This is a genomic window from Vibrio sp. S457-15 (assembly GCF_000960545.1).
Classification (GTDB): Bacteria; Pseudomonadota; Gammaproteobacteria; order Enterobacterales; family Vibrionaceae; genus Vibrio; species Vibrio parahaemolyticus.
In genome coordinates, this window is the sequence record NZ_JYOQ01000121.1 from 314,515 (window position 1) to 339,155 (window position 24,641).

At 45.7% G+C, this 24,641-nt stretch carries 19 protein-coding genes and 1 pseudogene; 9 read left to right on the forward strand and 11 right to left on the reverse strand.

The genetic code is table 11. The features are described 5' to 3' along the window. The first annotated feature begins 22 nt into the window (after positions 1–22). A complete protein-coding gene (murP, locus tag UF05_RS12475; RefSeq protein WP_045545609.1) occupies positions 23–1,477 on the forward strand; it encodes a PTS N-acetylmuramic acid transporter subunit IIBC in 1,455 nt (484 codons plus the stop codon). Positions 1,478–1,625: 148 nt separating this feature from the next. Continuing rightward, positions 1,626–2,681: a porin gene (locus tag UF05_RS12480; RefSeq protein ID WP_031818370.1), complete on the forward strand. Its 1,056-nt coding sequence runs from the start codon at positions 1,626–1,628 to the stop codon at positions 2,679–2,681. 89 nt (positions 2,682–2,770) lie between these two features. Here UF05_RS12480 and UF05_RS12485 read toward each other — a convergent pair whose 3' ends face one another. Together UF05_RS12485 and UF05_RS12490 are read right to left on the reverse strand one after the other, a co-directional pair. Further along, positions 2,771–3,436, reverse strand: a complete 666-nt coding sequence (locus UF05_RS12485; RefSeq protein WP_045545610.1) for a peptidase E — start codon at positions 3,434–3,436, stop codon at positions 2,771–2,773. 37 nt (positions 3,437–3,473) lie between these two features. After that, a pseudogene (locus UF05_RS12490) lies at positions 3,474–4,387 on the reverse strand (LysR substrate-binding domain-containing protein). Between the two features lie 88 nt (positions 4,388–4,475). Between UF05_RS12490 and catC the strand changes: the two are divergent. Next, entirely contained in the window at positions 4,476–5,135 is a 660-nt protein-coding gene (gene catC, locus UF05_RS12495) for a type C chloramphenicol O-acetyltransferase (RefSeq protein WP_045545611.1), read from the forward strand. Positions 5,136–5,191: 56 nt separating this feature from the next. On the opposite strand, the gene UF05_RS12500 is transcribed toward catC, so the two are convergent. From UF05_RS12500 to UF05_RS12515, 4 genes are all read right to left on the reverse strand, one after another. Further along, on the reverse strand, positions 5,192–6,871 hold the full coding sequence (locus UF05_RS12500; RefSeq protein WP_045545612.1) for a DUF342 domain-containing protein: 1,680 nt from the start codon (positions 6,869–6,871) through the stop codon (positions 5,192–5,194). A 426-nt stretch (positions 6,872–7,297) separates the two neighbouring features. Next, positions 7,298–9,319, reverse strand: a complete 2,022-nt coding sequence (locus tag UF05_RS12505) for a tRNA(Met) cytidine acetyltransferase TmcA (RefSeq protein ID WP_045545613.1) — start codon at positions 9,317–9,319, stop codon at positions 7,298–7,300. A 124-nt stretch (positions 9,320–9,443) separates the two neighbouring features. After that, positions 9,444–10,418: a ParB/RepB/Spo0J family partition protein gene (locus tag UF05_RS12510; RefSeq protein ID WP_045545614.1), complete on the reverse strand. Its 975-nt coding sequence runs from the start codon at positions 10,416–10,418 to the stop codon at positions 9,444–9,446. 7 nt (positions 10,419–10,425) lie between these two features. After that, positions 10,426–11,643: an AAA family ATPase gene (locus tag UF05_RS12515; RefSeq protein ID WP_005500197.1), complete on the reverse strand. Its 1,218-nt coding sequence runs from the start codon at positions 11,641–11,643 to the stop codon at positions 10,426–10,428. A 1,254-nt stretch (positions 11,644–12,897) separates the two neighbouring features. Between UF05_RS12515 and UF05_RS12525 the strand changes: the two genes are divergently transcribed. Further along, positions 12,898–14,868, forward strand: coding sequence for a replication initiator protein RctB domain-containing protein (locus UF05_RS12525; RefSeq protein WP_020838338.1), 1,971 nt, complete (start codon positions 12,898–12,900; stop codon positions 14,866–14,868). Between the two features lie 289 nt (positions 14,869–15,157). On the opposite strand, the gene UF05_RS12530 is transcribed toward UF05_RS12525, so the two are convergent. From UF05_RS12530 to UF05_RS12540, 3 genes are read right to left on the reverse strand one after another with little or no spacing between them, the layout of a single operon-like run. Then, the gene (locus UF05_RS12530) at positions 15,158–15,625 is read right to left on the reverse strand and encodes a hypothetical protein (RefSeq protein WP_045545663.1); all 468 of its coding nucleotides are present in this window, start codon (positions 15,623–15,625) and stop codon (positions 15,158–15,160) included. After that, on the reverse strand, positions 15,625–16,557 hold the full coding sequence (locus UF05_RS12535; protein ID WP_045545615.1) for an ABC transporter ATP-binding protein: 933 nt from the start codon (positions 16,555–16,557) through the stop codon (positions 15,625–15,627). The genes UF05_RS12530 and UF05_RS12535 overlap by 1 nt, the downstream gene beginning before the upstream one ends. After that, positions 16,554–17,408 (reverse strand): ABC transporter ATP-binding protein, encoded by an 855-nt coding sequence (locus UF05_RS12540; protein ID WP_025627555.1) that lies wholly within the window; start codon positions 17,406–17,408, stop codon positions 16,554–16,556. Before UF05_RS12540 ends, UF05_RS12535 begins: the two co-directional genes overlap by 4 nt. Before the next feature lie 362 nt (positions 17,409–17,770). Here UF05_RS12540 and UF05_RS12545 point away from each other — a divergent pair, with 362 nt between their 5' ends. Further along, on the forward strand, positions 17,771–17,971 hold the full coding sequence (locus UF05_RS12545) for a PA3496 family putative envelope integrity protein (RefSeq protein WP_005477395.1): 201 nt from the start codon (positions 17,771–17,773) through the stop codon (positions 17,969–17,971). A 244-nt stretch (positions 17,972–18,215) separates the two neighbouring features. Further along, positions 18,216–19,277 carry a GTP cyclohydrolase II gene (gene ribA, locus UF05_RS24640; protein WP_005477438.1) on the forward strand — a complete coding sequence of 354 codons (1,062 nt, stop codon included), beginning with the start codon at positions 18,216–18,218 and terminating at the stop codon, positions 19,275–19,277. A gap of 105 nt (positions 19,278–19,382) precedes the next feature. On the opposite strand, the gene UF05_RS12560 is transcribed toward ribA, so the two are convergent. Beyond that, complete coding sequence (locus UF05_RS12560; protein ID WP_025442396.1) at positions 19,383–20,138, reverse strand: substrate-binding periplasmic protein; 756 nt, start codon at positions 20,136–20,138, stop codon at positions 19,383–19,385. 68 nt (positions 20,139–20,206) lie between these two features. On the opposite strand from UF05_RS12560, the gene UF05_RS12565 reads away from it, so the two are divergent. The 3 genes from UF05_RS12565 to UF05_RS12575 all read left to right on the forward strand — a co-directional run bounded on the left by UF05_RS12565 (position 20,207) and on the right by UF05_RS12575 (position 23,266). Next, positions 20,207–22,105, forward strand: a complete 1,899-nt coding sequence (locus UF05_RS12565; protein WP_045545616.1) for an ATP-binding protein — start codon at positions 20,207–20,209, stop codon at positions 22,103–22,105. Positions 22,106–22,205: 100 nt separating this feature from the next. Beyond that, positions 22,206–22,415, forward strand: a complete 210-nt coding sequence (locus tag UF05_RS12570) for a DUF3283 family protein (RefSeq protein WP_005464888.1) — start codon at positions 22,206–22,208, stop codon at positions 22,413–22,415. A gap of 134 nt (positions 22,416–22,549) precedes the next feature. Beyond that, positions 22,550–23,266: a YebC/PmpR family DNA-binding transcriptional regulator gene (locus UF05_RS12575; protein WP_005464874.1), complete on the forward strand. Its 717-nt coding sequence runs from the start codon at positions 22,550–22,552 to the stop codon at positions 23,264–23,266. A gap of 76 nt (positions 23,267–23,342) precedes the next feature. Here UF05_RS12575 and rodA read toward each other — a convergent pair whose 3' ends face one another. Continuing rightward, complete coding sequence (rodA, locus tag UF05_RS12580) at positions 23,343–24,425, reverse strand: rod shape-determining protein RodA (protein WP_005464909.1); 1,083 nt, start codon at positions 24,423–24,425, stop codon at positions 23,343–23,345. Positions 24,426–24,641: the final 216 nt, after the last annotated feature.

The following is a 24,641-nucleotide window of genomic DNA, read 5'->3' on the forward strand; positions in this document are numbered from 1 at the left end:
CGAGTTCTGAAGGATAGACCCTATGGCAAAAATAACTTCAAACACAGTATCGCAGTTGCTGTCCGCAGTGGGTGGCAGCAGCAACGTAAGCAAATGTGGTAACTGTATGACGCGTTTGCGTTTATCGCTCGCCAACAATGGTTTGGCTGATCAGTCAGTTATCAAGCAAATTCCCGGCGTAATGGGTGTGGTGGAAAGCGATGAGCAATTTCAGATCATTCTCGGTCCCGGAAAAGCTCAACAAGCGGCTGAGATGATGAATCAATTGATCGACAGCTTAACCTCTGGTGACAGTGAAGAAGCAGATATGCCGCAACAAGATCTTTCTGCCGTCGCGGCCGAGCAGAAAAAACAGATGAAGAGTAAGCAAACCAGTGCGGTTCAGCGTTTTTTAAGCAAGTTTGCTACCATCTTTACGCCGTTGATCCCTGGTTTTATTGCCGCTGGTTTGTTGCTAGGTTTTGCGACGTTATTGGAACAGATGTTTGTTCTCGACCAGACACCAAGCCAGTTTATGCTGGATTTGATCGCCTACATGAAAGTCTTTGGTAAGGGTCTGTTTGCTTTCTTAAGTATTCTGATTGGTTACAACGCGCAGCAAGCGTTTGGCGGCTCTGGTGTTAATGGTGCCATTCTCGCCTCTTTGTTTGTACTGGGTTACAACCCAGAGGCTACATCCGGTATTTACTCTGGCATGAACGAGTTTTTCGGCTTTGCGATTGATCCGCGCGGCAACATTATCGGCGTACTTTTGGCGGCGCTCATCGGTGCGCAAGTCGAGCGTAAGGTTCGTCAATACATGCCAGATGATCTGGACATGATCTTAACGTCCGTTATCACTCTGTTGATCATGGGTGCGGTAACCTTCTTGATCATCATGCCAATCGGCGGCGAGCTGTTTAAAGGGATGTCTTGGTTGTTCCTCAACTTGAACGATAACCCATTAGGCGCTGCAATCTTGGCAGGTTTGTTCTTAATTTCTGTGGTATTTGGCATCCACCAGGGTTTTGTTCCAGTGTACTTCGCATTGATGGAAGCACAGGGCTTTAACTCGCTATTCCCTATCCTGGCGATGGCTGGTGGCGGTCAGGTTGGCGCGTCAATGGCGCTGTATTTCAAAGCCAAAAAAGACGCTCTACTGCGCACTCAAGTTAAAGGCGCTATTATTCCTGGCCTTCTAGGTATTGGCGAACCATTAATTTACGGCGTGACATTACCACGCGTAAAACCATTCGTTACCGCTTGTATTGGTGGTGCTGCGGGCGGCTTCTTTATCGGTTTAGTTTCTTACCTTGGCTTACCAGTTGGTCTTAATACGGTGTTTGGCCCGTCCGGTATCGTGGCAATTCCTCTCATGACATCAGAAAATGGCATCTTCCCGGGCATGATGGTGTTTGTTGCTGGCCTGCTTATCTCTTACATCGTCGGCTTCCTCGCGACTTACTTCTTTGGCTGCAAAGACGTCGATTTAAGCTAAATCATTCTTCCCCTATAGGAATGGACTAGCTCGCGCCCTTGGCAAACAAGGGCGCACCCTCTCTCTACTTCACGACAATTTTTCTTATTCCGTTACTCGGAAGGGGCTTTGTCGTACCTAAAACAATAGAAATGAAAGGTCGTTAATCATGAAAAAGCACATTTTGACTCTACTTCTCCCAACATTGATGGCATCAAACGCAATGGCAGCGCAGCTGTATCAAGCGGAAGATGGGTCAGTTTTAAATATTTACTCTCGTCTTGGTTTCAATGTCACCAGTAAAAATGACGAGCACGGCGATGCAAATGGCGAGTTTGATGGCCGTATTGGTTTAAACGGTTCACAAACCATCAACGAGTACGCGTCGATCATCGGCCAAGCGCAATACCAAGTGGGTGCCGCTGAATACGCAAACCAAGTAAACGACAAACCGTCTCTGACCGCACGTTATGTATGGGCGGGTATTGATGCGAAAGATTATGGTCGCATTACTGGTGGTCGCGTGGCATCTGGATTAATTATGTTTACCGACATTGGTGATGTGTTCGCCTCTTCCGATGTTTCTATGGCGCGCCAAGCGAATAAAGTCGACAAAACCGCGACGCAAGTTTTCCGTCAAGATGGCACGTTGCAATACCAAAACAGCCTAGGTAATTTCGATTTTTCTGTCGCGTACATTTTAGGAAACAACACTTCTGAGCTCGACTACGGTTACAACGCTACACTGCGTTATACGCTAGACATGGGGAATTTGGGTACCTTGGCGCCAGTGGTGGCGATGCAGAAAAATAAAGGTGATGCACGTGAAAGCAACGACACCGATTACACATTCTGGGGCGCAGGTACGCGTTACTACTTAGGTGATTTGATGTTGGGTGCGTTGTACTCGGAAGATGAACTAGAGGGCTATTACTCACAAACCAGCACCGACAAAGTGATGGAATTGACGGCGGTTTACAGTGTAAATGACAAATGGGCACTGCGTGCTGGTTATCGTTCTTTAGAAAACAGTGATGGTGACGAGCTAGAGCTGAAAGATACAACGCTAGAAGTGCAATACAAACTGACGCCTCGTTCTTCTATCTACACAAACTACGTTGATCGTAACGGTTCGCGTGGCTACAGCAATGGACAAGAAGTCTCGTTTGGCGGTGCGCACGCAGACGAAAGCTACTACCACTTAGGTCTGCGTTACGAGCTGTAAGCACGATACTTAATGTAAGTTAGCTGAATCCATGAGCTTCTTCTGTGTCCGGTCAGTAGTTATTGCCTTTAATGCTGATTTGAAGAAGCTCACCCTCGCAATATGTTTTCTTCGTTACCTATTTTAACCAACACGCCTGCATCAGGAAAGCTGGTGACAGTAGCTAACAATTTTCCATCGACAAAGTGCAATGCCGCATAATCGTGAATGCCATAACAAGTGATGCTCGGTTGAGAACGAGCAAAGGCTTGGAAAACCTCGAACTTCTCACCTACATGGGAAAAATGCGCCGCAGCCAAACCGTCAATTAATCCAAGACAACGCATAACTTGGTATGCTTCGGGATCACTGTCTGTCACCGCAAACTCAAACCAACAAATTGCACCAGCGCTCATGCCACAAATGATGATGCCTTGTTCATAACACTGCTTGAGTATTCTATCGATTCCCCATTCGCGCCAAATGGCCAACATCGAACGTGTATTACCGCCACCGACGTAAATGATGTCTTGTTCAAATAGCGTTTCTTTCCAACCAACATCAAACTTAAACAGCGGAAAATGGGTTACGTTTTCACTAAGCTTCGCATTGTAAAAACGTTCAATAACTTCATCAGCGTCTCCTGTGGCTGTCGGTAGAAAACAAATGTTTGGATTCTCCTTACCAGACAAAGACAAAATGTATTGATCGAGCGGACTCGGGTTCTCTCCCATCATCCAGCCACCACCACCAATCGCAATACAGTGTTTTCGCATTCCTTTGCTTCCTCAATTGTTGCTAAGTTTGTTGTCGCTATTCGCCGACAGAATATATGTTCCTAAAGTGATCAATGAACGCTCGCGTTCTTCTTGGTAAGTGCTCACGTTTTGGGTAAAGCAGATAAAGCGGCAAAATCGCATCCGTTTGCCATTCTGGTAGTAAGATCACGAGTTGTTCTTTTTGTGCAGGTTTGAGTTTAGCCAGTGCAAATTCATCTAACATGGCTACACCACAGCCAGCCAAAGTAGCATCCAACATGGACTGGACAAGATTAAAACTCAGCGTACTTTCTAACTCAATGCTGCACTGCTGCTGAGTTTGCTTATGCGTAAACGTCCACTTATCTAACACCAAGTCTCGCGACTTTTATAAAGGATGTGCTTTAAGTCACCAAGATCCTCTGGCGTACTTACATTTGGTTTATCAGCTAAATACGAGCGATGAGCGATCGGTTTACAGTGTAAAGTGCGTAGCTGATGGCCGACGTATCCCTCTGGAGGAGTATCGGTAAAGTAGAATGCGATATCAAACCCAGCCTCAATCAAGTCGAGAGGTGTCTCTGTGAAGATCACTTCGACGCTCACTTGTGGATGTTGCAATCGAAACTCGATCAATGTTTGGCTGAGTAACGCAGCACCAAAAGAAGCGGACGCCGCTATTCTCAATTTTCCCGATACGATCTCATTTGCCATGACTTGCTCATTGATCTGCTCAGCGCCTTCGAGCAGTTGCTTTACCTGCAGATAAAACCGCAAACCATCGTAGGTCAAATTAAACTGGCGCGTAGTTCGCTGAATAAGCTGCACCGACAATATGTCTTCAAGATGTTTAAGTTGCCGACTTACATGCGCATTCGAACAATTCAGGCGCTTTGTCGCGCCAGCAATACTTCGCTCCTCGCACAAAGCGACGTAAAGTGGTACGTAGCTGAGCCATTTTATTTCCATACAGTAATTCTGAATCTCTAAAATCAAACTACTGGAAATAATAGAAAGCATCTAAACTCTGTACAACCTAAATTTGAAAGGATGAGTTATGAGTGTTTTCGACACGTGGTTAAAAGGTCAAGTCATTAAAGATCACATCACTAATCCCAATATCATCGTTGGCGATTACAGCTATTACTCGGGCTTCTATCATCAAAAAAGCTTCGAAGAGCAAGCGGTACGCTACTTGTTGGGTGACCCCGTCACACTTCAAGAATGGCAAAGTAGAGAACCCGGTAGCATCGACAAATTAATCATTGGCAAGTTTTGTTCCATCGCTTCTGGAGCCACCTTTATGATGGCAGGAAACCAAGGTCATCGCATTGACTGGATTTCAACCTTCCCCTTCTCTCCTGAAGAATTTGGAGAGGGCGTACAAGACGGTTTCGAGCGTGCCGGAGACACGGTGGTGGGGAATGATGTTTGGATTGGCAGCGAGGCGATGATCATGCCCGGAGTAAACATCGGCGATGGAGCCGTCATCGGAGCACGCACCGTAGTGACGAAAGACGTCCAACCTTATTCGGTGGTGGTTGGAAACAACCAAGTCGTACGTCAACGATTCAGCGATAAAGAGATTGAAACTCTACTCAATATCCAATGGTGGAACTGGCCAATAGAACACATTAAACAAGCAATGAAAGTAATGTGTAGCAGCCAAGTCGGTGCGCTTGCGGACTACTATCACGAGCACATTGTCGATTTGTAGATAAACAAAAGCCCACACATTTTGTTGCGACATGTGGGCTCAGTGAGTAAGAAAGCTTAAACCGCAGCGACGTCCTCTTCTTCCAAGTTCGCCGAGACTTTAATTTCGTATTGATTGAAACGGAACGAACAACCGCCATGAGTACGCTTTGTCGTTACTTGCTCGTCGCCAAACTGCACCGTCACGCGAGTGAAGACACGCTCTTTGGCTTCGACAATATTTTCTTCTAACGCGACTTCAAAGTCATGTTCCGTTTGTTCTAGCTTTTGCTTTATCGCTTCAAGCTGCTCGTTGTTTTGTGTTTTCATCACATCAATCTGAGCTTGTTCTTCGTCGGTACGTTCGGCTTTAGGACGTTTCTTAAATTCGAGCTCTTTACGAATCACATCCATCGTGCCTTCTTGAGCGCGTTTGTATTGATCTTTGAGCTCTGCTAATCGCTCCTTAAATGCAGAATAGCGCGCGAACGCTTCTACCTTAGTGGCGGTGTCGCCTTCTACGCCCAATTGTAAGCACACCACTTTGTCACCGACTTTTGCATCTCCGCCGCTGAGCGTACCGTTCCTACCGTTCGCATCCAGCACCGTCAGATTGCGCCCACAAACAATATCGTTATTCATGCTGTGCACCGCCAACTCAATATCTTCGCCAGTTTGCAAATCACAATATTGGGCGTAGCTGGCACGAATCGAACCTTTGGCTTTGACGTGACAACTCTTTGGCTGGCCATCACTCACGGTGTGGCCAATGATCCCTTTACCGACTTGAATGTCGTCTTGCGCTTGTACGTCAGCCGATTCAATGAAGCCGCCTACAGTAATAGAGCCCGTCGCTTTAACAATCATGCCAGATTCAATGTTGCCACCGATAATCACATTCCCTTTGAATTTCACGTGACCTGTATTCACGCCAACGCTATTGAGGCAGAGTGCGTTATCAACTTCGATGGTTTTGTCTTTAATCAGAGGCGTACCGGATACCGATGCGATCAATAGGTTTGGGTCGTGCTTGCATATCTCGGTGCCCTTGCCTGGCTTCATTGGGCTGTCTTTTCCAGCTTGTGGAGGAATCACTCGCCCTTGAACTGTAAAACCTGGCGTACCTTTGGTCGCAGGCGTGCGGCGCATCACCACATCGCCTACGTCAACCGCGATAGTTTCACCGAGGTTACGTAAATCAATTTTGTCGCTAGCAGATTGGCCGTCTTTGGGTTTGAGGATACGTTTGGTGATGTCTTTAACGAGAGGAGTAAAAAGAGCGTCTTTGCCTTTGATAGGTTGCTTACCAACCGCTACAGGTTGAGAAAAAGTTTCGCCGGGTTTGAGCTGAGTGCTGACAACTAACACTTTCTTCAAAGCCAGTTTGTTGATGCCTTTCGAAACTCGCGCTTGAGCAAGGGCTTGAACAATCTCGGGGCCACGTAAACCTCGGCCTCCGTACGCACCGACAACGTTCATACTGGCGAGCATGTCATTATTCGATAATTCAACCTCAACTTGCGCGTTGCGTTTTTCCGCAATGACGATGCCTTCGTAAGCTTCGGCTTTACGTTCTTTGGCGCAGTTAATGAATCTCACGACTTCCCCCTCAACAACAAACATCCTTTCAGCGTTCATTGCGACGAGCTGCTCGTTTAATTCATTTTGATTTAGCTCACCACCGAGGTCCACTTCTCCCGGAAGACGGGCTATCACCTTGGTCTTATCTTCAGATAACTCAAGACACAGCTTCCACATACCCTTACCACTTTGCTTCCCATCAACACTTTCAGTCTAACCAAAAACATTTTCTGAACAAACCTCGCACTTCGAAGAATAGGGCTCAGGTCACTAAAGGTCGAAGCCTTGGTATTATTGAGTAAATAAAGTATTAGGCATGGTGATTCATCCGCGTAAATCATTCCACTCTCGTTTCACTTCATGCTCCACTCTACAGCATGAGAAAGTTGTAGCTTGTAGTTATAGTGCTTCAATACAATAGAAGTGGCGACGCCACTCCTTCCCTTTTATTGGCGATTTTGTTTACAGCTCAACATTGAACTTTGTCGGTCATGAGTTTGCTTTTTATCATTCATCAAAAACAAAAAAGGAGTGAATTTACAGTGTAAAGTCACTCCTCTCAGCTCGTCTCTATTTACAGTGTAAATCCATAAGGCGTTGCGTTTACACTGTAAATTTACTCAACAACTTTTCTAACTCACTTCTTAACTGTTGCTCAACTTGCTTTCTTCCCGATAATCCAAATTGTTTGGCACAAATGCCCCAATCATGGTTTAAGAACACTTTACTTATCATCAAATCAGAAACAGGCGCTAAACCATGTTGACGCAGCCACTGTTGTAACCACACAAAAATCGATTCATAGCTTGCACCACCCTGCGCATAGCTTTGAAGCAATACTCGCTTAGTCGGATGTAAGGTTTGATGTTGAATCGGTTGACGCAACAAGCTTCTAGCCAGACTCGGCTCTAACTTAGGATAAACAAGGGAAAGGCTCGCAGACAAAAACTCATGAAACAATGCTTGTGCGTCATCAATCCAAGTTTGTGATTTATTCGCAAGTTGGCGAACCATCAACAATGAATAACAACCGCTGGCGGCATCGCGCATAGTTCCTAAACGAATAGATTGATAGCCAGCTTGTTGCCAAAACTGAATCAACTCATCCGTCGCACCAAAACTTGTCGATAGATAATCCACATGTTCTCCAACACTTTCCTCGAGTAGTGTTAGCATGCGCTTGCCAACGCCCAAACCTTGTAGATCAGGATGCACCGCAATTCGCATCACTCGTGAAGTAATAAGCCTGCCTACCTTTACCAAACCAAGTTGATTGATGATGGTGATTGGCGTCAAATGCCCTTTAGGACGACGTTGACCAAGTTGAACGGCTTCAATTAACTCGTCATCAAGACCGCCCTCCTCAACCGTGAGAATGACTCCGATGATATTTTGTTTATCCATCGCGAGATAAACGGAGCTGTTGTCATCTCGCAGTAAATGGAGCAAATCATTCGGTGAGGTTTGATAATGAGCATTAACCAGTAAAGCAAAGCATTCGCGTAGTAAGTTGGGTTGGTGAACCAGTGCTTGCTTGTCCACTTTGTTCAACGATACGTTCGCCATGCCTTCAATGGATTGCGGCGATAATTCCGCGTTCAAGATAAAAGCGTCATACAACCACGTTTCTAACTTATCATCTACGCTCCAACGAATTGGCTGCTGCATGTGATACGTCTTCATGCCAGGTCGTTGTTGTTGCAACCATTCAATGAACTTCAACGTGAAGCCACGTCCGCAGCCTTCATAGCCATGAATCGTGCTAGAAAAGACCAAACGATGATAATGCTCGGTGATTTGTTTGAGCATCGGGACGGGAATCGCAGCCGCTTCATCAACTAGCAACAAATCACACTCAGGCAGCGAAGACAACAATTCGTCAGGCGCAATAAACTGAATATACCCATATCCGACTTCCAAACGGTCTTTCTTCATCTGTTTGGCATCCGTAAGTAAACGCTGCGCGTGCTGATAGACTGGCTCAACAGCGTTAATAGAAGGCGCGGTAAGTAATATACGCAGCGGCTTGTGTTGCAACAACTGAGCACAAGCGATACCTAACGCGCTGCTTTTACCTCTACCGCGATCAGCCGTGAGCACTAAAGGACGCTTACGATGCCCACTCACCACTTTCTCGATTAATGAAACAGCGTGAGTCTGCTCTATGTATTCTGTATTTCTCTGCGCAATAGCAAACTCAGAAACCTGGGGAATGACTTTCTCCTGCTCAAGCACTATCAGCTTTTGCCATTGGGTCTGCATCCATTGCTCAGCGAAATGTTGTGGCTGAGCAGTATTTGTCACAACAAGTAGCATTCCACCGCCAACGAGAGAGCCAATTGCCGCCGTAAAGCTATTAGCATCGAACTCTTTTCGCGCGTCAAACAGCAGCACATCACATTCTCTGCCGAGTAGTCGATTTCCCTGCTTCATTCCAACACAAAAGGCACTCTCGAATGACCAATCCCCAACACAGAACCAACGTTGTGTGGTTTGAGTTTGAAGAAATGCAGAGAGAATGGCCTCTTGCCAATCGGCCTCTCCTTGCAAAACAACGCCTGAGCGTTGAAAAGCATGTTGAGATTGGCGTTGAAGTGAAGATAGAAATTCAGATTGTGCGTGCATGGGGTCTATCCGATGTTGAACTGCCGCCATGTTATCACATCTACTATACGGAGCATGCTTCCACACGCTCAAGATCGCAGACATAAAAAAACCGCCCGAAGGCGGTTATCGTTAAAGCTTAGTTTTATTGCATTTTGCTTTGAACAAAAGCAAAGATTTCTTCCATCAAGCTGTCATCGACTTTCTTCAGATTGAGAGCAAGATTGCTTCCTTTACGACTGTAGCTTGCTCGACCTTTGACAAGGTCAACTTTTTCAGCTTTTTTCGCAGGTTTAGCTGGTGCTAACTCAGAGATCCAACTTTCGATGCTTTCCGTCACTTCTTTGGTCAAACGAGCCACGCCTTGTGCCTTGCTACGTTGCCACAAGTAACCTTCCGACGTACGGCATTTATCCAACAAGTTTTGCTGCTGCTCAGCGGTCAATGTTGAGAACTGTTTGTGGAGTTTAACGATGGTTGGACGACCTAAATCGCCAACATTTGGATACGCTTGTAGCAATTCTAGCGGCAATGCCGCGGCTTTAAGCGCACCACTTACCAGTGCTTCACTGCATTGGAACATTTTCGCTAGCGCTTTTTGGTCTTCAGCTTCACCGCTTTCCAACTTAGCCTGCATCTCTTTACCTTTTTCGTAAAGCGACAGCGGTTTGTGAGCATTCGCGACGTCAGATAGGAATTTCGCGTGTTCAGTGTTGATGCCATCACCAACGTAAACCAAGAAATCCTTCCCCGCCAAGATACAAGACATACGACGGCGGCTACCGTCTAGCACTTCAATTTTGCCATCGTCAGTGCGACGACCAACAGCTGGGTACTGTTGACCACGCTCTTTCAGTGTCACCAAAACATCAGATAAAGCATGCTCATTCAAGAAAGATTGTTCACGGGCGTTGTCCGCGAATACACGCGTCTCGCTTGCCACTTTATCTGCGGGAATGCGAACTAATTCAAACTGAACCGTGCCCTCTCCCGCCACTGCCAACTCGATGGTTTGCGCTTTTTCTTTTGCTGCCGTTTGCGCTTCTTGTGGAGTCGCTACTCGACGTTTATTCGTTTTACCAAATAATTTCGCGTTTAATTCAGACGTTTTCAAAGCCATTTACTGTTTACCCCTGATTTAATGACGGCCAGTTAGAGTGCAATACGCGCTCCAATTCCAATGCGCTTTTGTGAACCGCATCTTGAGCAGTTGCAAGTGTCTTCTTGCCGCCTTCGAAATCACTTACGGTTAAATCAAACACAGTGCTGTAGGTGTCTGCACACGTTTCAAATGCACGGCTACGTGGAATGGTTGCCATCATCACTTGGTCACCAAGCAGATAGTTCATTTCCGTCAATACCGAGACTTGCTTCTTGTTGTCGTCTTCGAACATGGTTGGCATTAGACGAACAAACTCTAAGCCATTCCAATCTTCTGGGAACATCTCATAAACCGTAGGCAAATGCTGGAAGAAGTTAACCGTAGATGCCCAGTCTAGACGTTTTGCTGCACAAGGAATTAACAGTGCATTGGACGCGTACATCGCATTCCAAACCAGAGGGTCGACGTGCGGACCGGTATCAATCATGATGATATCGAAGTCATTCGCAATCTTGTCAATAAGCTGTTCTTTCAATAGACGAACGATATCAAGTGATGGGTCTTCAGACAGCGTTTGCCACGCTTCTGCGTTAAACATAGCATCTTCTGGGAATGCGGAGATTGACTTCAAGTTCGGATATTGCGTCGGCAACAGCACGTTCTTGTGTAAAAATTCGCGGTCGATCTCTACTCCATCAGGCACGTTGCCTAACATGATGTCCACCGCTGAATAAATGTTGTCGTGCTCAGCCACACTGATTTGCGGGTTTAAAAACAGACGTAATGAACCTTGAGGGTCCAAATCAATCAAACAAATGCGGTAGCGTTTATCTAGGTTAAGCGCCAAACAAGCAGCCAAATGTACGGCCGTCATTGATTTACCCGTACCACCTTTTTGGTTTTGTACGTTGATAATCCATGGTTTATTGCCGTTATTCTTCTTACGCTCATAGAATTTTGGCACTTCAGCCGCATCCATCAGCATGTGTGCTTCTTCTAACGTAATGGAGTAATGATTCGCGTTGTTTTTAGTAAATTGGTGGCCTGCGGCTTCCATCTTACCGATCGCTTCATCCAGTTTACGACGAGTTAAACCAGAGCGAGTCTCCATCATCGCCTTAGACATTGGTGGGAAGTAGTTGTCACTTCGCTCTTCCAAAACAATCTCAATACGGTCAGCTTGAACTTGTTGCGTCAGCTCAGCTAACTCTTGAAGATTTTCAATCGTTTTTTCTCTTTTCATGCCAAATTCCGTTGGAAGGATATCTGCATCCAATTGTACAGCAGTAGACTTCAAAAACAACAAAAAGGTGCACATTCATTTTGAACAACCATCACATAAAAAACCATCAAAATTGGCTGTTTTATGATTTAAGAAGAAAAATATATCAATTTTTAATCGATTTATTCCAAATAAAAGAGGTTAGTTCTTATCAAAATTAAAAGTGTTACATTGTCACTTATTTACAATGTAAATCTATTTTATCCGGAACGATTATATAAGTGGGCTAAATTACGGATTATGTGATTTCAATCGACTTTAATCATTTTACATACTGATTGTGGAGGAAAAGAGAGGAAATCGTGTCGCGTCACGACCTTGATCATGCATCCGAAGCAAAATCAGCGAAAAGACAACGCGAATAAGAACGGAACCATGATCAAGGAAGACTCTTGATCATGTTTTCGAAGATAACTGTAAATACGAAAGCATGATCATGGCAGATAATGGACGAATGAAGGTAAATCAAGGCTTGAGTACATGGATCCATTTCTCGGAAAAATGATCAAGCAAGTAGGTTTCTCGGAAGCATGCTTTTTAATGCGCTATTTACGGCTGAGTGCAGACGGAATGGGGGATTGACGCATAAATGCGCCTCTCAACCTTCGGAACGATGAAATACAGTATCGGCAAACAAGACATAGTGTCTTTCATGATCATGCTTCCGTTAATTCTGATAATCATGCAATCTTTGAGGCGAAGGACCCAAATTGACGTCATTTTAATCGTTTGGCTAATTTGGCAACAATTGAAGGTAAAGAGAGATGAAATAACCTTAGCTTGATCATTGATCCGCAACCTCGAAACACTCACAATAGCATAGGATCGACAAATCAAGATCGAGGCAATCACGGATTTCTGTGGATAACCTGTACAGACATCATGATCATCGTTTCATGATTGTTTTGATCATCTTTTCAGGAACTTAATGATCATGCTTGCGGAATGAAGTGATCATGCTTTCAAGGTTTTGTTGATCATCGTTTCGGTAAAGCTATGATCATAGTTCCGAAACACCTTCAAAAAATACTCATTAATAACAGCAACTTATGCTCGCAAAAATAACCAGATCAATAGATCATATAATCAATTAAGATCAGAATAATCAAAAAGATCAGTTATTTAAAAAACAAGATTTTTTCTTTATTTATGATCTGTTTTTCTTTATTCTTCGGAACCATAGCACAACTACGGCTAGTGTGATCTGGATCTAAAATGACGGCTGATGAAAAAATTCTGATTAAAGCACCAAGAAGCCATAAGGATGGCCATCTTTTTGAGGTACATGAATCCTCTGCTGATTGGGTAGAGCAGTACCAACATTTCAAAGGGGTGACCAAAAGCATCTTAGAGTTGCTTAATCTGATCTCATTGCGAGGTTTCAGCAGCAAAGATGGACTTGTTTCAACAACAGAGATTGTTGAAGCCACAGACGGTCAACTGACTCGTGCTGCACTTCAGCAACGTTTACGAGCGGCTGTCAATATTGGCTTATTTACCCAGACTCCAGTACGTTTTGAGGAAGGCCTAGCAGGTAAAACCATGCTGCATAAGTTTGTAAACCCAAACCAGCTCATTTCGGTTTTGGGGGCAACAAGCTTAGTCACTGACAAAGTTCGTCAGAATGAAAAGCAAAAACGTTCTAAGGCACTCGCACAAACCCAAGTGAACAAGCGCTTGTTGAATGAGCACGGCTTAAATACACCACCAATGATGAAGGATGAAGCGGATCAATTTGTCGTTTCACCAACGAATTGGGCTGGGATCATTGACCAAGCACTCGCACCACCTCGCACTCGTAAAAGCTATCAGAAATCCATGGTGTCGATCTCAGGCACCAAAGCGGTGATTGAAACGCGATCTTCCAAAAATATCATGACAGTCGATGATCTGATGACGCTGTTTGCGTTGTTTACTCTGACAGTGCAATACCATGATCATCATAAAGATCAATATCAAATGGATGCCGCGCACGTTCCGAATAAAACGCCGCTCTACATCACCGATATTTTGTCATTACGTGGCAAAAAAGACAGTGGCCCAGCGCGTGATTCCATCCGTGACAGTATCGATCGTATCGAGTTTACCGATTTCCAACTGCATGAACTCACTGGTCGATGGCTCAGTGAAAATATGCCCGAAGGCTTTAAGAGTGACCGCTTCCGCTTCTTAGCCCGTACCATCACGGCTTCAGAAGAAGCGCCCGTTGAAGGCAGTGATGGCGAAATTCGTATTAAACCCAACTTATACATCTTGGTGTGGGAACCGTCGTTCTACGAAGAACTACTAACACGCGATTATTTCTTCTTGTTCCCACCAGAAATCCTGAAACAGCATACGTTGGTGTTCCAGCTGTATTCGTTTTTCCGTAGTCGTATGGTGCGCCGACACACAGATTGCATGCTGTTGAGCGAGTTAAATCAGAAGCTTGCACGTAACATTGAATGGCGTCGATTCTCAATGGATCTGATCCGTGAGCTGAAACGCTTGTCAGACGGCAAAGGGACAGACGATCTTTTTGTTGTGAACTTATGGGGCTATCACTTAACGATCGAAACTATGATCGAGAATGATAAAGTGATGGATTACCAGATCGACATCAAATGTGACGTCGAAGAGGTGCTGCGTTACTCACGTGCTCGTACAACCAACGCAGGCAAGCGCAACATGGCGCCTACGTTGCCAAACCCGCTTCGTAATGAGATGGTAACCCGACAGCAGCTTGAAGCGCTCTCAGGCATCATTGACGGCGAATTTGAGCCTATTCAGCGCAAAGCCCCGTCTCCGCGTGGAAATTTGGGTCGGCGAGTGAAGCAAAGAAAGCACCTTGTCGAGATCAACGCTGATGAGATCACCATTACCCTGTCGAAATACACCTCTCCAGAGGCGCTAGAACGCAGTATAACGGCATTGTCTGCAATGACAGGGCACTCGTATGCCTCAATCAAAGAAGAGTGTTCTGAGTACATTGAGAAGCTAGATTGGTTGAGAGTAGGGGATGAACCGATTCCTTATGAGACTCTGAGCAAAACTGTAGAGCTGTTTAACACTCAAAACGAGGTTAAACATCTCACGATTGAACGTTTGATTGCTGGTTTAGCGGTGCGCCGTAAAGTTTGCCGACAAGTGTTTGATGGTCACATGGATGAGATGGTGTTCCGTGCTTTGGATGAAATGGCGATTTAATATGATCTCGCGCAAGCAGGGGTGAGTAATAGCCGTGACTGATTGATTTAAAATGTAACAATGTCTTTCGATGATAGAAAACAGACTCAACTCTAACAAACCACTGACATTAGATGTCTGAGCGAAGACTAAGATTTATCTCGAATAGACAACCTTTTGTCCTTTCTGATGATTAATAGATTGGCTCATATTGTTACATTCATTCTGAATAGACTTCGCGAGTTTCTCCTCAAGAAACTCGCTTTTTTTTTGCCTAATTTTCCTGAACGCTCTTGATCATTCTTCCGTATTAGTGGCGCAGTGCTTGATCATGTTTCCCTGCCTCGTTCCAGTTAAGTGATCGCATTAAGGCGACATGTGATTCGATCAAGTTATTGGCCTGTTGTTGCCATTGGTTTTGATCTTGCTGTTGATTGCAAAATTCCAACGCCAATACGGTCAAATGCTGTAAACGTTTTAAGCACCAATCTCTAAGTAGAATATCACTCATGGGGTCGCATGCCGCTTGTTCGAGCTTCGCGCTTGCATAGAGCAGAGTTTGGTAAGCTTTGTGATGGTCTTGATACCTGGCGTGTTGAAATACTCTCAAACATCCATCTAGCCAGCAGGCGATGGCTTTACTTTGTTGATCAGACAGCTCAGGACCAAACACGGTATCAGGAGCTTCGTACAAGATCGCTTCTAACACGTCTACTTGATCATGCTTCCTAGTTTCATACCAATCCGAGATTTGATCTTGCCAGGAGGTCAGTTCCATCATGCAGCCTCAATCCATTGTTTAACAAAGTGATTCGGACCAACTTGATCATATTCATCAACCACAACACTGCTGCGATGACGGATCTCATCGGCATCTATTGAGTAGTTTGGTTCATTTTTCACCAAGTTTCCAAATGGCAGATCAGGATCGGGTACGGCTGAGATCAACAACTTAGTGTATGGGTGCTGTGGATTTTTCAAGATCGCGTGCGTGTCACCCCATTCAACGATTTGCCCTTTATACATCACCGCTGTTTCTTCAGCGATGTAGTGCGCGGTGGCGAGGTCGTGGGTAATGTACAAAAAGCCAATCCCAAGCTCTTGCTTCATACGCTGCATCAAGTTCAATACGCCCAAGCGAATTGACACATCCAGCATCGATGTTGGCTCATCGGCCAAAATTATTTGTGAACCGACGGCCAGTGCGCGTGCGAGGTTTACTCGCTGACGCTGACCGCCGCTGAGTTCGTGCGGGTACTTGTTTAACGTCTCTTCTGGCAATTCCACCAGCTTGAGAAGTTCGTCCAATCGCGCCGGGATCTCGCGGTCATGCTGCACCTTCTTGTGGATTTTCAACGGGCGAGTTAGATGATGACGAATTGTGTGGGTAGGGTTCAGCGATCCAAAAGGGTCTTGGAACACCATTTGTACCTTACTGCGATAATCTTGAATATCGTGTCGTGAGATGATGTCATTGATGTTGGTGCCGTTAAATAGAATTTCCCCTTCGCTCGCCGGGTAAACCTTTGTGATTAGCCTTGCACACGTGCTTTTACCGCAGCCTGATTCGCCAACGAGAGCCAATGTTCGCCCAGCGTAAAGATCAAAACTGACGCCTTGCAACGCTCGAAAAGTCTCTTCTTTGGCAAAGCCACCGCCCACAGTGAACTCTTTGATCACGTTTTTCATTTGAATGATCGGTTGACTCATGCTGGTGCTCCTTGTTGCTCTGGCTGCTTGTGAACATCGTGAATATTGGGGAACGAGGCCCACAATTTTTGCGTGTAAGGGTGCTGTGGGTGATTGCGGATCTCGTAAGCGTGATTGACTTCTACGATCTCACCATGGCGCATGATGGCGATGCGGTCGCACAGTTGGCTCATCAAAGCTAAATCGTGGGTGATGAAAAGAACTGAGAAACCAAATTCTTCTCTCAGCTGATAAATTTGCTGCAGGATCTCTCGCTGCACCACCACATCAAGCGCTGTCGTTGGTTCATCCATAATGATGAGCTTAGGGTTTAAAGACAGCGCAATGGCAATAACCAGTCTCTGGCGCATTCCCCCAGAGAACTGGTGCGGATATTCACCCAGTCGATCTCGAGGGATGTTCACCAAATCGAGCAGTTTTTCGGCGCGATCTTTGGCTTGCTCGTTGCTGAGTCCTTGATGATGACGTAGGACGTCTGCAAACTGCTCTTGAATGGTCAGTACCGGATTAAGCGAGTTCATGGCACTTTGGAATACCATGGCGATTTCGCTCCAACGCAGCGCTCCTAGCTCCTTATCGGACAAACGTAAGATGTCCTTACCTTGGAACAGAATTTGTCCGCCAGAGATAAACGCGGGCGGCTTGTGCAGACGATTGATCGAAAAAGCGATGGTACTCTTTCCGCATCCAGACTCCCCAGCAAGGCCGAATACTTCGCCTTTTCCAATATCAAAGCTGACCGATTTCACCGCATTAAAGTCACCATTGTCGGTGATGTAGTCCACGCACAAATCTCGGATCTGGATGACCGGATCGCAGTGAAAGGCGTGACTTAAATTAATCTCACTCATTAAAAATACCTAACCAATACAAAAGATAATTATTATCATTATCGTATGTGCAAATGAGAAGAAAGCGTAATCGACCGAATAGGTGAAGTGACTCGAAACTTGAATGAAAGAAAAAGTCGAATTTTGGTTACGAGAGTGTGATAAAAAAAGACAAAAGTGAGAGCTGGATCAGCACACTTTTCTTAGGGGGAATTTTTCAAATTTAATCGTAAATTTGGCCTTTGGCAAAAGGTAAGTGATGAATCTATTAACGAGTTGATGAAAGGTCGGGAGGGGTCACATTTCCCCACTGTTTTTCTTACCTCCGCACAGTGGGTTTGCTATAGATTAGCTGTCCAAAACATGGTGTGTTCGGAGGAAATATGTCCATTAATTCTATCGACCATGAAGAGATGACCAACATCGCTCACAAGTGGGAATTACCCGAAGAAGAAGAAACCGTTGTGAAGCCAGAGAAAACAATGAAATCAGCAGAAGCCAGACGTCGCATTGAGGCACTGCGTGAAATCCGCGAAAGCGGGTTAAGCATTGAAGAAGCAAGAGAACTTGGCTTGATTCACTGATTCTCTCAATTCGGTGTACCACTCCATAGGGTAGCCAACTGGCTGCCCTTTTTATTTGCTAACCCCATCATTTAACCGAAGTTTCTTGCTCGTTTTGTTTGTTCTCCAACCTTATTTTTATTCAGTCTGAAGTTACTTTGCTTGCTTACTATGGTTTGACAAATGGTAGAGGCGTTACTAAAAGATATATCAGTAGGATATGCCTTTTGTTGACTATCCATATCATCTAAGCAGGAGCGCGAATATGGTTGATCAGATCCTTTTCTACGAGCCCGATGAGCCGCACGGCTTCCTCTCCAACTTCTGTCATGCCCCCGTCGAAATATCTTCCCAATCTTGGCCCACCAGCGAACACTACTATCAAGCTCAGAAATTTGTTGATGCCCAACTGCAAACCAAAATTCAGAAAGCCCAATCGCCGGATGAAGCGTTCGCGTTAAGCCGTCAGTACGAGCATCTCGTTCGCAGCGATTGGGACAACATGAAGCTCTCAGTCATGGCGTTCATTGTGCGAGAAAAATTCCTCCAAAACCCGAAACTTGCTCAGAAACTGATGCGCACGGGCAATGCTTGCCTTACCGAGCATTCGCACAAGGACGCATTTTGGGGAGATGGGGGAGACGGTAAAGGTTTGAACCACCTAGGAGAAATTCTGATGAACGTACGCGCAGAGCTGCGACATGTCGAGCCTTACAATTTGGTTAAGTTCATCGACAAAGCTAAGCTGCCAACTCAGTGGGGCACATTCATGATGCACGGCTTCATCGAGACGGCTACAGGGAAGGAGCATCTCGCGCTGGTGTATGGCGACCCGACGTCTCAGCCTGCGCCATTGATTCGGCTCCATTCTGAATGTCTCACTGGAGACGCACTATTTAGCACACGCTGCGATTGCGGTTTTCAGTTAAATCGTGCGTTGCAAAACATCGTCGAAGAGGGCTGCGGCGTGCTGCTCTATTTGCGTCAGGAGGGACGTGGCATCGGTTTAATCAACAAAATTCGCGCCTATCACTTGCAGGATGATGGTGCGGATACCGTTGAGGCGAATGAGCGTTTAGGGTTTGCTGCTGATATGCGAGACTATGCGTTTTGCAAAGGGATGTTAGAGCATTTAGGGATTGACGAAGTGCGTCTGATGACCAACAACCCCCGTAAGCTTGCGGCTTTGAAAAACGCGCACATCAATGTCGTTGAGCGTGTGCCACTGCAAGAAGGTCGCAATCCAAGCAACCAACACTATCTAAAAACCAAAGCAAACAAATTAGGGCACATGTTTGATCCCCATTTTGTTGATCAAACGGAATGATCGTTTCTGGCGGGTATCAAATCGAATAGATAAAAACGCCAGCTTGAGAAGGCTGGCGTTTTAGTGGGGATCTCAAAAGCTGCACCAGTAAAAGGGCTAGGCGCGTTAAAGATAGTGTTTGACGATGTTATCGATCTCTCCCGAGGCTTTTAGATCCGACAGGCGTTGATTAATAAAGTGTTGTACTTCAGGTTTCATCTCTGGAGAAAAGGCCAGATAGATCGAATAGTCGGGGATCACAGCGCTAAAAGATTGAATCTCAAATTGTTCGACTGGCAGCTCCAGACGTTTTAAGTTGTACATCACCCGCGATTCCATCTCGACAAACGCCGTATCGCCTGGCGTTCTCTGAATTACGCGATATGCGGCGTCGTAATCTTTAACGCGCATCTCGTTGACGGTTTTATCTTCAAAAAACGGCATTAAGTTTGGGTAGTCGAAACCTAGCAGCAATACGATGGAACGACCTTTGATGTCTTGCATGGTATTGAATTTAAAAGGCGCATCACTGCTGGATACCAACACGTGTTTTACAGTGTAAATAGGCTCTTTAGATAAGTTTTCTGATTGAACTCGACCCCAATCAGGGCTGCCGTATGTCAGCCAGTTTTCTTCCCCACCCGCTTCTAATACTGAAATCATGCGCTTAAACGGATAGGTGTGAAAATTCACCTTATAATCTGAGTTGGCAAAAATCGCGTTCACAATATCCGTCACGATCCCGGCGTGTTGTTGTCCTTGTTGTTCGATTTGAAATGGCCTTGCTTGGTCGGCGATAACGTAATAATTCACCTCTTCAGCGGTGGTCGCTGCACTGACTGCCATACAACTAAAAGCCAATACACGTAGAAGTCCTTTCATCCTATCCTCGATTATTATTTGCTCATGACTATATTTAGAGTAGTGCAAGATTATCGGAGTGATTTCATATGGATGTAAAAGAGCGAACTCAACGCCGGTTTAGTATCGGTAACCAGCTTATGCTGGCGGTTTTAACGTTGAGTTTGATCTTTACGTTAGTCATTTCTGCCATCAGTTTATATCGTGATTTTCAAGAAGAGTTGTCCCATCTCGACACCGACTTAAAACAAGTGGAGTCGAGCTACCTCTCCAGCTTTTCAGCCAGTTTGTGGGTTGAAGACCGTGAGCTGTTACTCACCCAAGCGCTGGGGGCGATGCGTTTGCCATCGGTGGATTACCTACGCATTGCTACCAAAGACGAAGTTATCATCGAGCTCGGAACAGAAATCACGCAGGATGTGGTTGAGAGGCGTTGGCCGATGCAGTTTAGTGTGGGGGAAAAAACGTTTGAGCTCGCAGAGCTGAGTGTGCAGTCTGACCTTAGCGCCGTCTATCAAGATTTATGGCAACAGTTCTTTTTTCTACTCACGACAGAAGCGATAAAAATTTTGCTGTTGATGGTTGGGGTGTTGTGGGTTGCCTTCCGTTTATTGGTGAATCCTTTGCAGTTGCTTTCCGGTGCGGTGAGTGATTTTAGCGGCGGTAATGCGCCGAGTACGGTCACGCTGCCCAAACGTTGGTGTTTTGATGAAGTCAGCTTGTTGGCGCAAAAATACAATCGAAGCGTGCAAAAAGTGCGGGAGCATCAAGCCGAGTTAGAAGCAGAGCGAGATAAGGCGGAAGTCGCCAATCGCAAGAAAAGTGAGTTTCTCGCGACCATGAGCCACGAGATCCGCACCCCTATGAATGGCATTATTGGTGTGGCGTCGCTGCTTAGTGATACTAAGCTCGATACGCAGCAAAAAGAATTTGTGGAGATCATCGATAACTCATCGCAATCGCTCATGACCATTATTGATGACATCCTCGATTTCTCCAAAGTCGAAGCGGGGAAGGTGGAACTCGCCAGCGAGACGTATCATTTTCGCCAGTTATTGGATGATGTGATCAGCTTACACACCGTAAAAGCACAGCAAAAGAATTTGCAATTACTCAGCGATATCGACCCTAAGTTGCCCGCTGAAGTACAAGGAGATGAAGGACGTCTGAAGCAGGTGCTCAATAACTTACTTAGCAACGCGGTCAAATTCACCGAGCGTGGTCATGTCAAATTACTAGTCTCATTGCACGAGCAAAACAACGATATCGCCCAAGTTCGCTTTCGCGTGGTGGATTCGGGGATAGGTATTGCCAAAGAGCACCAGCAAGCGGTGTTTGAACGCTTTCAACAAGCCGATGGCAGTACAACTCGCAAATATGGTGGTACAGGGTTAGGTTTGGCGATTTGTGCCCAACTCGTCCACATCATGGGTGGAGACATCAAGCTAACCAGTGAACTTGGCTTGGGAAGCTGTTTCGATTTCACCATTCCTTTAACGGTGGTGAGCGGTCTTCCAACATATACCGATCCGCTCAATGTGCTCGATTTTCCTCGAACAGAGGCGAATGAGGCAACGAACAAAAATCCAGATAAGCCGTGGGTTTTGATTGTCGAAGATACGGAAGTGAATCAGAGGGTTGTTCGCATTATGCTGGAGCTGCTAGGGCTTAAAGTCAGTGTCGCGAGCCATGGTGAAGAAGCGTTGCAGTTATGCCGCGAGCACGCCTTTGATCTCATCTTTATGGATTGCCAAATGCCAGTGATGGATGGGTTTATTGCGACAGAGCAGATCCGTGACATGAATGAGTGGGGCGCTCACGTGCCGATCATCGCATTAACTGCCAATGTAGTGAAAGAAGATCAGCAGCGTTGCTTTGAAGCGGGCATGAACGAGTTTGTTGCTAAGCCTGTGACGAAGGCGCGATTACAGCAAATCTTTGAACAATATTTGCCAAAAGCCCTCAAAAATATCGCCACACCCAAGTGAGTAACTTGAAATTGATCAAGTTAAGTGCGTTTCTATTCTGCAATTGTAACTCTGTATGCTATAGTGCGCGGCTAGTATTTAAAGTACCTTGAGGCTGTGAATGTCGTTTAATCTATCCCTGTTGCCGCCTGATGAAAAAAACAAGATCGAACTGGATAAACAAGCGTCGTTTTTGGTTTGGAAACTCAGAGAGGCCAAATCTGGCCCTGAAGCAATAGAAGAACAGCTGTCTAAGATTAACGATGCTGATGAAAAAGTCTTTTTTCAACAGGCAGTCGAAAAGTACAAACGAGTAATGGGTGTCGCATGATGCGAACCGTGGCTCGGTGTAAACCGTAGCGGCGAATGAGGTTTCCTCCCCATTCCTTTGCAGAGTGAAATGGACAATGTTTCACTCTTTGCTAAAATCCTTCGCATTAAATTTGAACTTAGAGAGACATCCCGATGGGAAGAAGTTTTGAAGTGCGCAAAGCCTCTATGGCGAAAACTGCAGGCGCAAAAATTAAAGTTTATTCCAAATACGGTAAAGAAATTTACATGTGTGCGAAAAACGGTGGTAGTGACCCAGACATGAACTTGTCTCTGAAACACCTAATCGCAAAAGCGAAAAAAGACCAGGTTCCTGCGCACGTTATTGAAAAAGCACTAGACAAAGCAAACGGCGGCGGTGGTGAAGACTACGTACCTGCACGTTACGAAGGCTTTGGTCCTGGTGGCACAAGCGTGATAGTCGACTGTCTAACAGACAACGGCAACCGTACTTTCCAAGATGTTCGCCAATGCTTTGTAAAAGTTGGCGCGAAAATTGGTGTGGAAGGTTCTGTGTCTCACATGTTCGATCACCAAGCGGTATTCCAATTCAAAGGCGAAGACGATGAAGTGATTCTTGAAACGCTAATGATGGAAGACGTAGACGTAACTGACGTTGAACTAGAAGATGGTGTGATCACAGTATTTGCTCCTCACACTGAGTTCTTCAAAACGAAAACAGCGCTAAACGCAGCATTCCCTGATCTGACAATTGATGTGGAAGAAATCACTTTCGTTCCTCAAACTCAAACGCCAGTAGCGGGTGAAGACGCAGAGAAATTCCAGAAGTTCCTAGACCTTCTAGATGACTGTGACGACGTTCAGCAGGTATACCACAACGCTGAGCTATAATTTTTAGCTTTCGTTGTTGTAAAAAAGGCTTCCCGAGGGAAGCCTTTTTTGATCGTGCTGAATGTTGCGAGTAGCGCTAAGTATTACGGTATTTGGAGTAACACAGAGACATGATTACGCCAAAGCAGATGCCCTGTGTCAGCATGGCAGTTCCGCCGTAACTAAAGAATGGAAGCGGGCTTCCCATTACTGGCAACAATCCACTCACCATTCCAGTATTAATAAAGGCGTAGAGGAAGAAGCTCATCGCCAAGGTGCCACTGACTAAGCGACTAAAAAAGTGCTCAGATTGGCATGCTAGCAACATCACCCGTGCTGTAATAAATAGGTATAGCGTCAGCAATACCACACAGCCAATGAACCCCCATTCCTCCGCATAGGTTGAAAAGATAAAGTCGGTATGACTTTCTGGAATAAAGCCCAGTGTTCCTTGTGTGGCATTCATCCAACCTTTGCCTTTCATACCGCCCGAACCGATCGCAATCAGCGACTGAATGATTTGGTAACCAGAGCCAAGTGGGTCAGATTCTGGGTGTAAGAACTGAGTCACACGGCTTTTTTGGTAGGCTTCCATCACGAAAAACCACAGAATCGGCGCGAGCGTTAGAACGCTCACCACAAATCCGCCAATGATTTTCCAGCTCATACCCGCAAAAAATAACACGAACAGCGCGTAGATCACGGTAAAGATCGCACCATCCAGATCGGGTTGCAGAGCGATCAACCCGGCGGGAACCAAGGTAATCATCAAACAAAGCGCGATTTTACGAAAGTCAGGTCTGCCGCCTTCCAGATGCAGCATCCAAGCGATCATGATCGGAATCGACAGCTTAATTAATTCCGAAGGTTGAAAACGAAAAAAGCCGATATCTAGCCATCGTTGTGAACCGTTAGTGCTGTCACCAAACAGCGCGACGGCCAGCAGTAACGACACTGCGACAAAATACAAGTACGGTGCCGAGCGTTGATAACTGGCTGCTGGAATGGATGACATCACCAGAATACACACCAGTGTCAGTGCGCAGCGGGCTAAGTGTTTAAAGAGCATGGATTCATCGAAGCCACTGGCGCTCCATAGCGTCAGCGAGCTCAATAACATGATCGGAATTATCGCCATCAAAAGTGGCAAATCGATTCTTGGAAAGAAACGCTTGTTCATTTACTACAACCTAAAAACGCTCTCAAAAGAGCGAAAACAACCAGAACTCAAGAGAGTTCAAACTATTCCGATGCTAAGAATCCAATAGGTCGGGTATGTTGGCTTTCTTAGATTTGTTGAAAGTGAAAGCGCAACAGGCCTGTTCACAGATGCGGCGCAAAGGAGTGCGAGAAAGGAGGTGCAGCATCATCTATTGTGGTACGTCGACTGGGAATG

Bases quoted from the DNA above. Each gene is read 5' to 3' on its own strand.
- rodA (WP_005464909.1), bottom strand. From the start codon at position 24,425: ATGAACAAGCGTTTCTTTCCAAGAATCGATTTGCCACTTTTGATGGCG.
- UF05_RS12535 (WP_045545615.1), bottom strand. From the start codon at position 16,557: ATGAGTCAACCGATCATTCAAATGAAAAACGTGATCAAAGAGTTCACT.
- UF05_RS12545 (WP_005477395.1), top strand. From the start codon at position 17,771: ATGTCCATTAATTCTATCGACCATGAAGAGATGACCAACATCGCTCAC.
- catC (WP_045545611.1), top strand. From the start codon at position 4,476: ATGAGTGTTTTCGACACGTGGTTAAAAGGTCAAGTCATTAAAGATCAC.
- ribA (WP_005477438.1), top strand. From the start codon at position 18,216: ATGGTTGATCAGATCCTTTTCTACGAGCCCGATGAGCCGCACGGCTTC.
- UF05_RS12530 (WP_045545663.1), bottom strand. From the start codon at position 15,625: ATGGAACTGACCTCCTGGCAAGATCAAATCTCGGATTGGTATGAAACT.
- murP (WP_045545609.1), top strand. From the start codon at position 23: ATGGCAAAAATAACTTCAAACACAGTATCGCAGTTGCTGTCCGCAGTG.
- UF05_RS12480 (WP_031818370.1), top strand. From the start codon at position 1,626: ATGAAAAAGCACATTTTGACTCTACTTCTCCCAACATTGATGGCATCA.
- UF05_RS12560 (WP_025442396.1), bottom strand. From the start codon at position 20,138: ATGAAAGGACTTCTACGTGTATTGGCTTTTAGTTGTATGGCAGTCAGT.
- UF05_RS12570 (WP_005464888.1), top strand. From the start codon at position 22,206: ATGTCGTTTAATCTATCCCTGTTGCCGCCTGATGAAAAAAACAAGATC.
- UF05_RS12510 (WP_045545614.1), bottom strand. From the start codon at position 10,418: ATGGCTTTGAAAACGTCTGAATTAAACGCGAAATTATTTGGTAAAACG.
- UF05_RS12565 (WP_045545616.1), top strand. From the start codon at position 20,207: ATGGATGTAAAAGAGCGAACTCAACGCCGGTTTAGTATCGGTAACCAG.
- UF05_RS12500 (WP_045545612.1), bottom strand. From the start codon at position 6,871: ATGTGGAAGCTGTGTCTTGAGTTATCTGAAGATAAGACCAAGGTGATA.
- UF05_RS12575 (WP_005464874.1), top strand. From the start codon at position 22,550: ATGGGAAGAAGTTTTGAAGTGCGCAAAGCCTCTATGGCGAAAACTGCA.
- UF05_RS12485 (WP_045545610.1), bottom strand. From the start codon at position 3,436: ATGCGAAAACACTGTATTGCGATTGGTGGTGGTGGCTGGATGATGGGA.
- UF05_RS12540 (WP_025627555.1), bottom strand. From the start codon at position 17,408: ATGAGTGAGATTAATTTAAGTCACGCCTTTCACTGCGATCCGGTCATC.
- UF05_RS12515 (WP_005500197.1), bottom strand. From the start codon at position 11,643: ATGAAAAGAGAAAAAACGATTGAAAATCTTCAAGAGTTAGCTGAGCTG.
- UF05_RS12505 (WP_045545613.1), bottom strand. From the start codon at position 9,319: ATGCACGCACAATCTGAATTTCTATCTTCACTTCAACGCCAATCTCAA.
- UF05_RS12525 (WP_020838338.1), top strand. From the start codon at position 12,898: ATGACGGCTGATGAAAAAATTCTGATTAAAGCACCAAGAAGCCATAAG.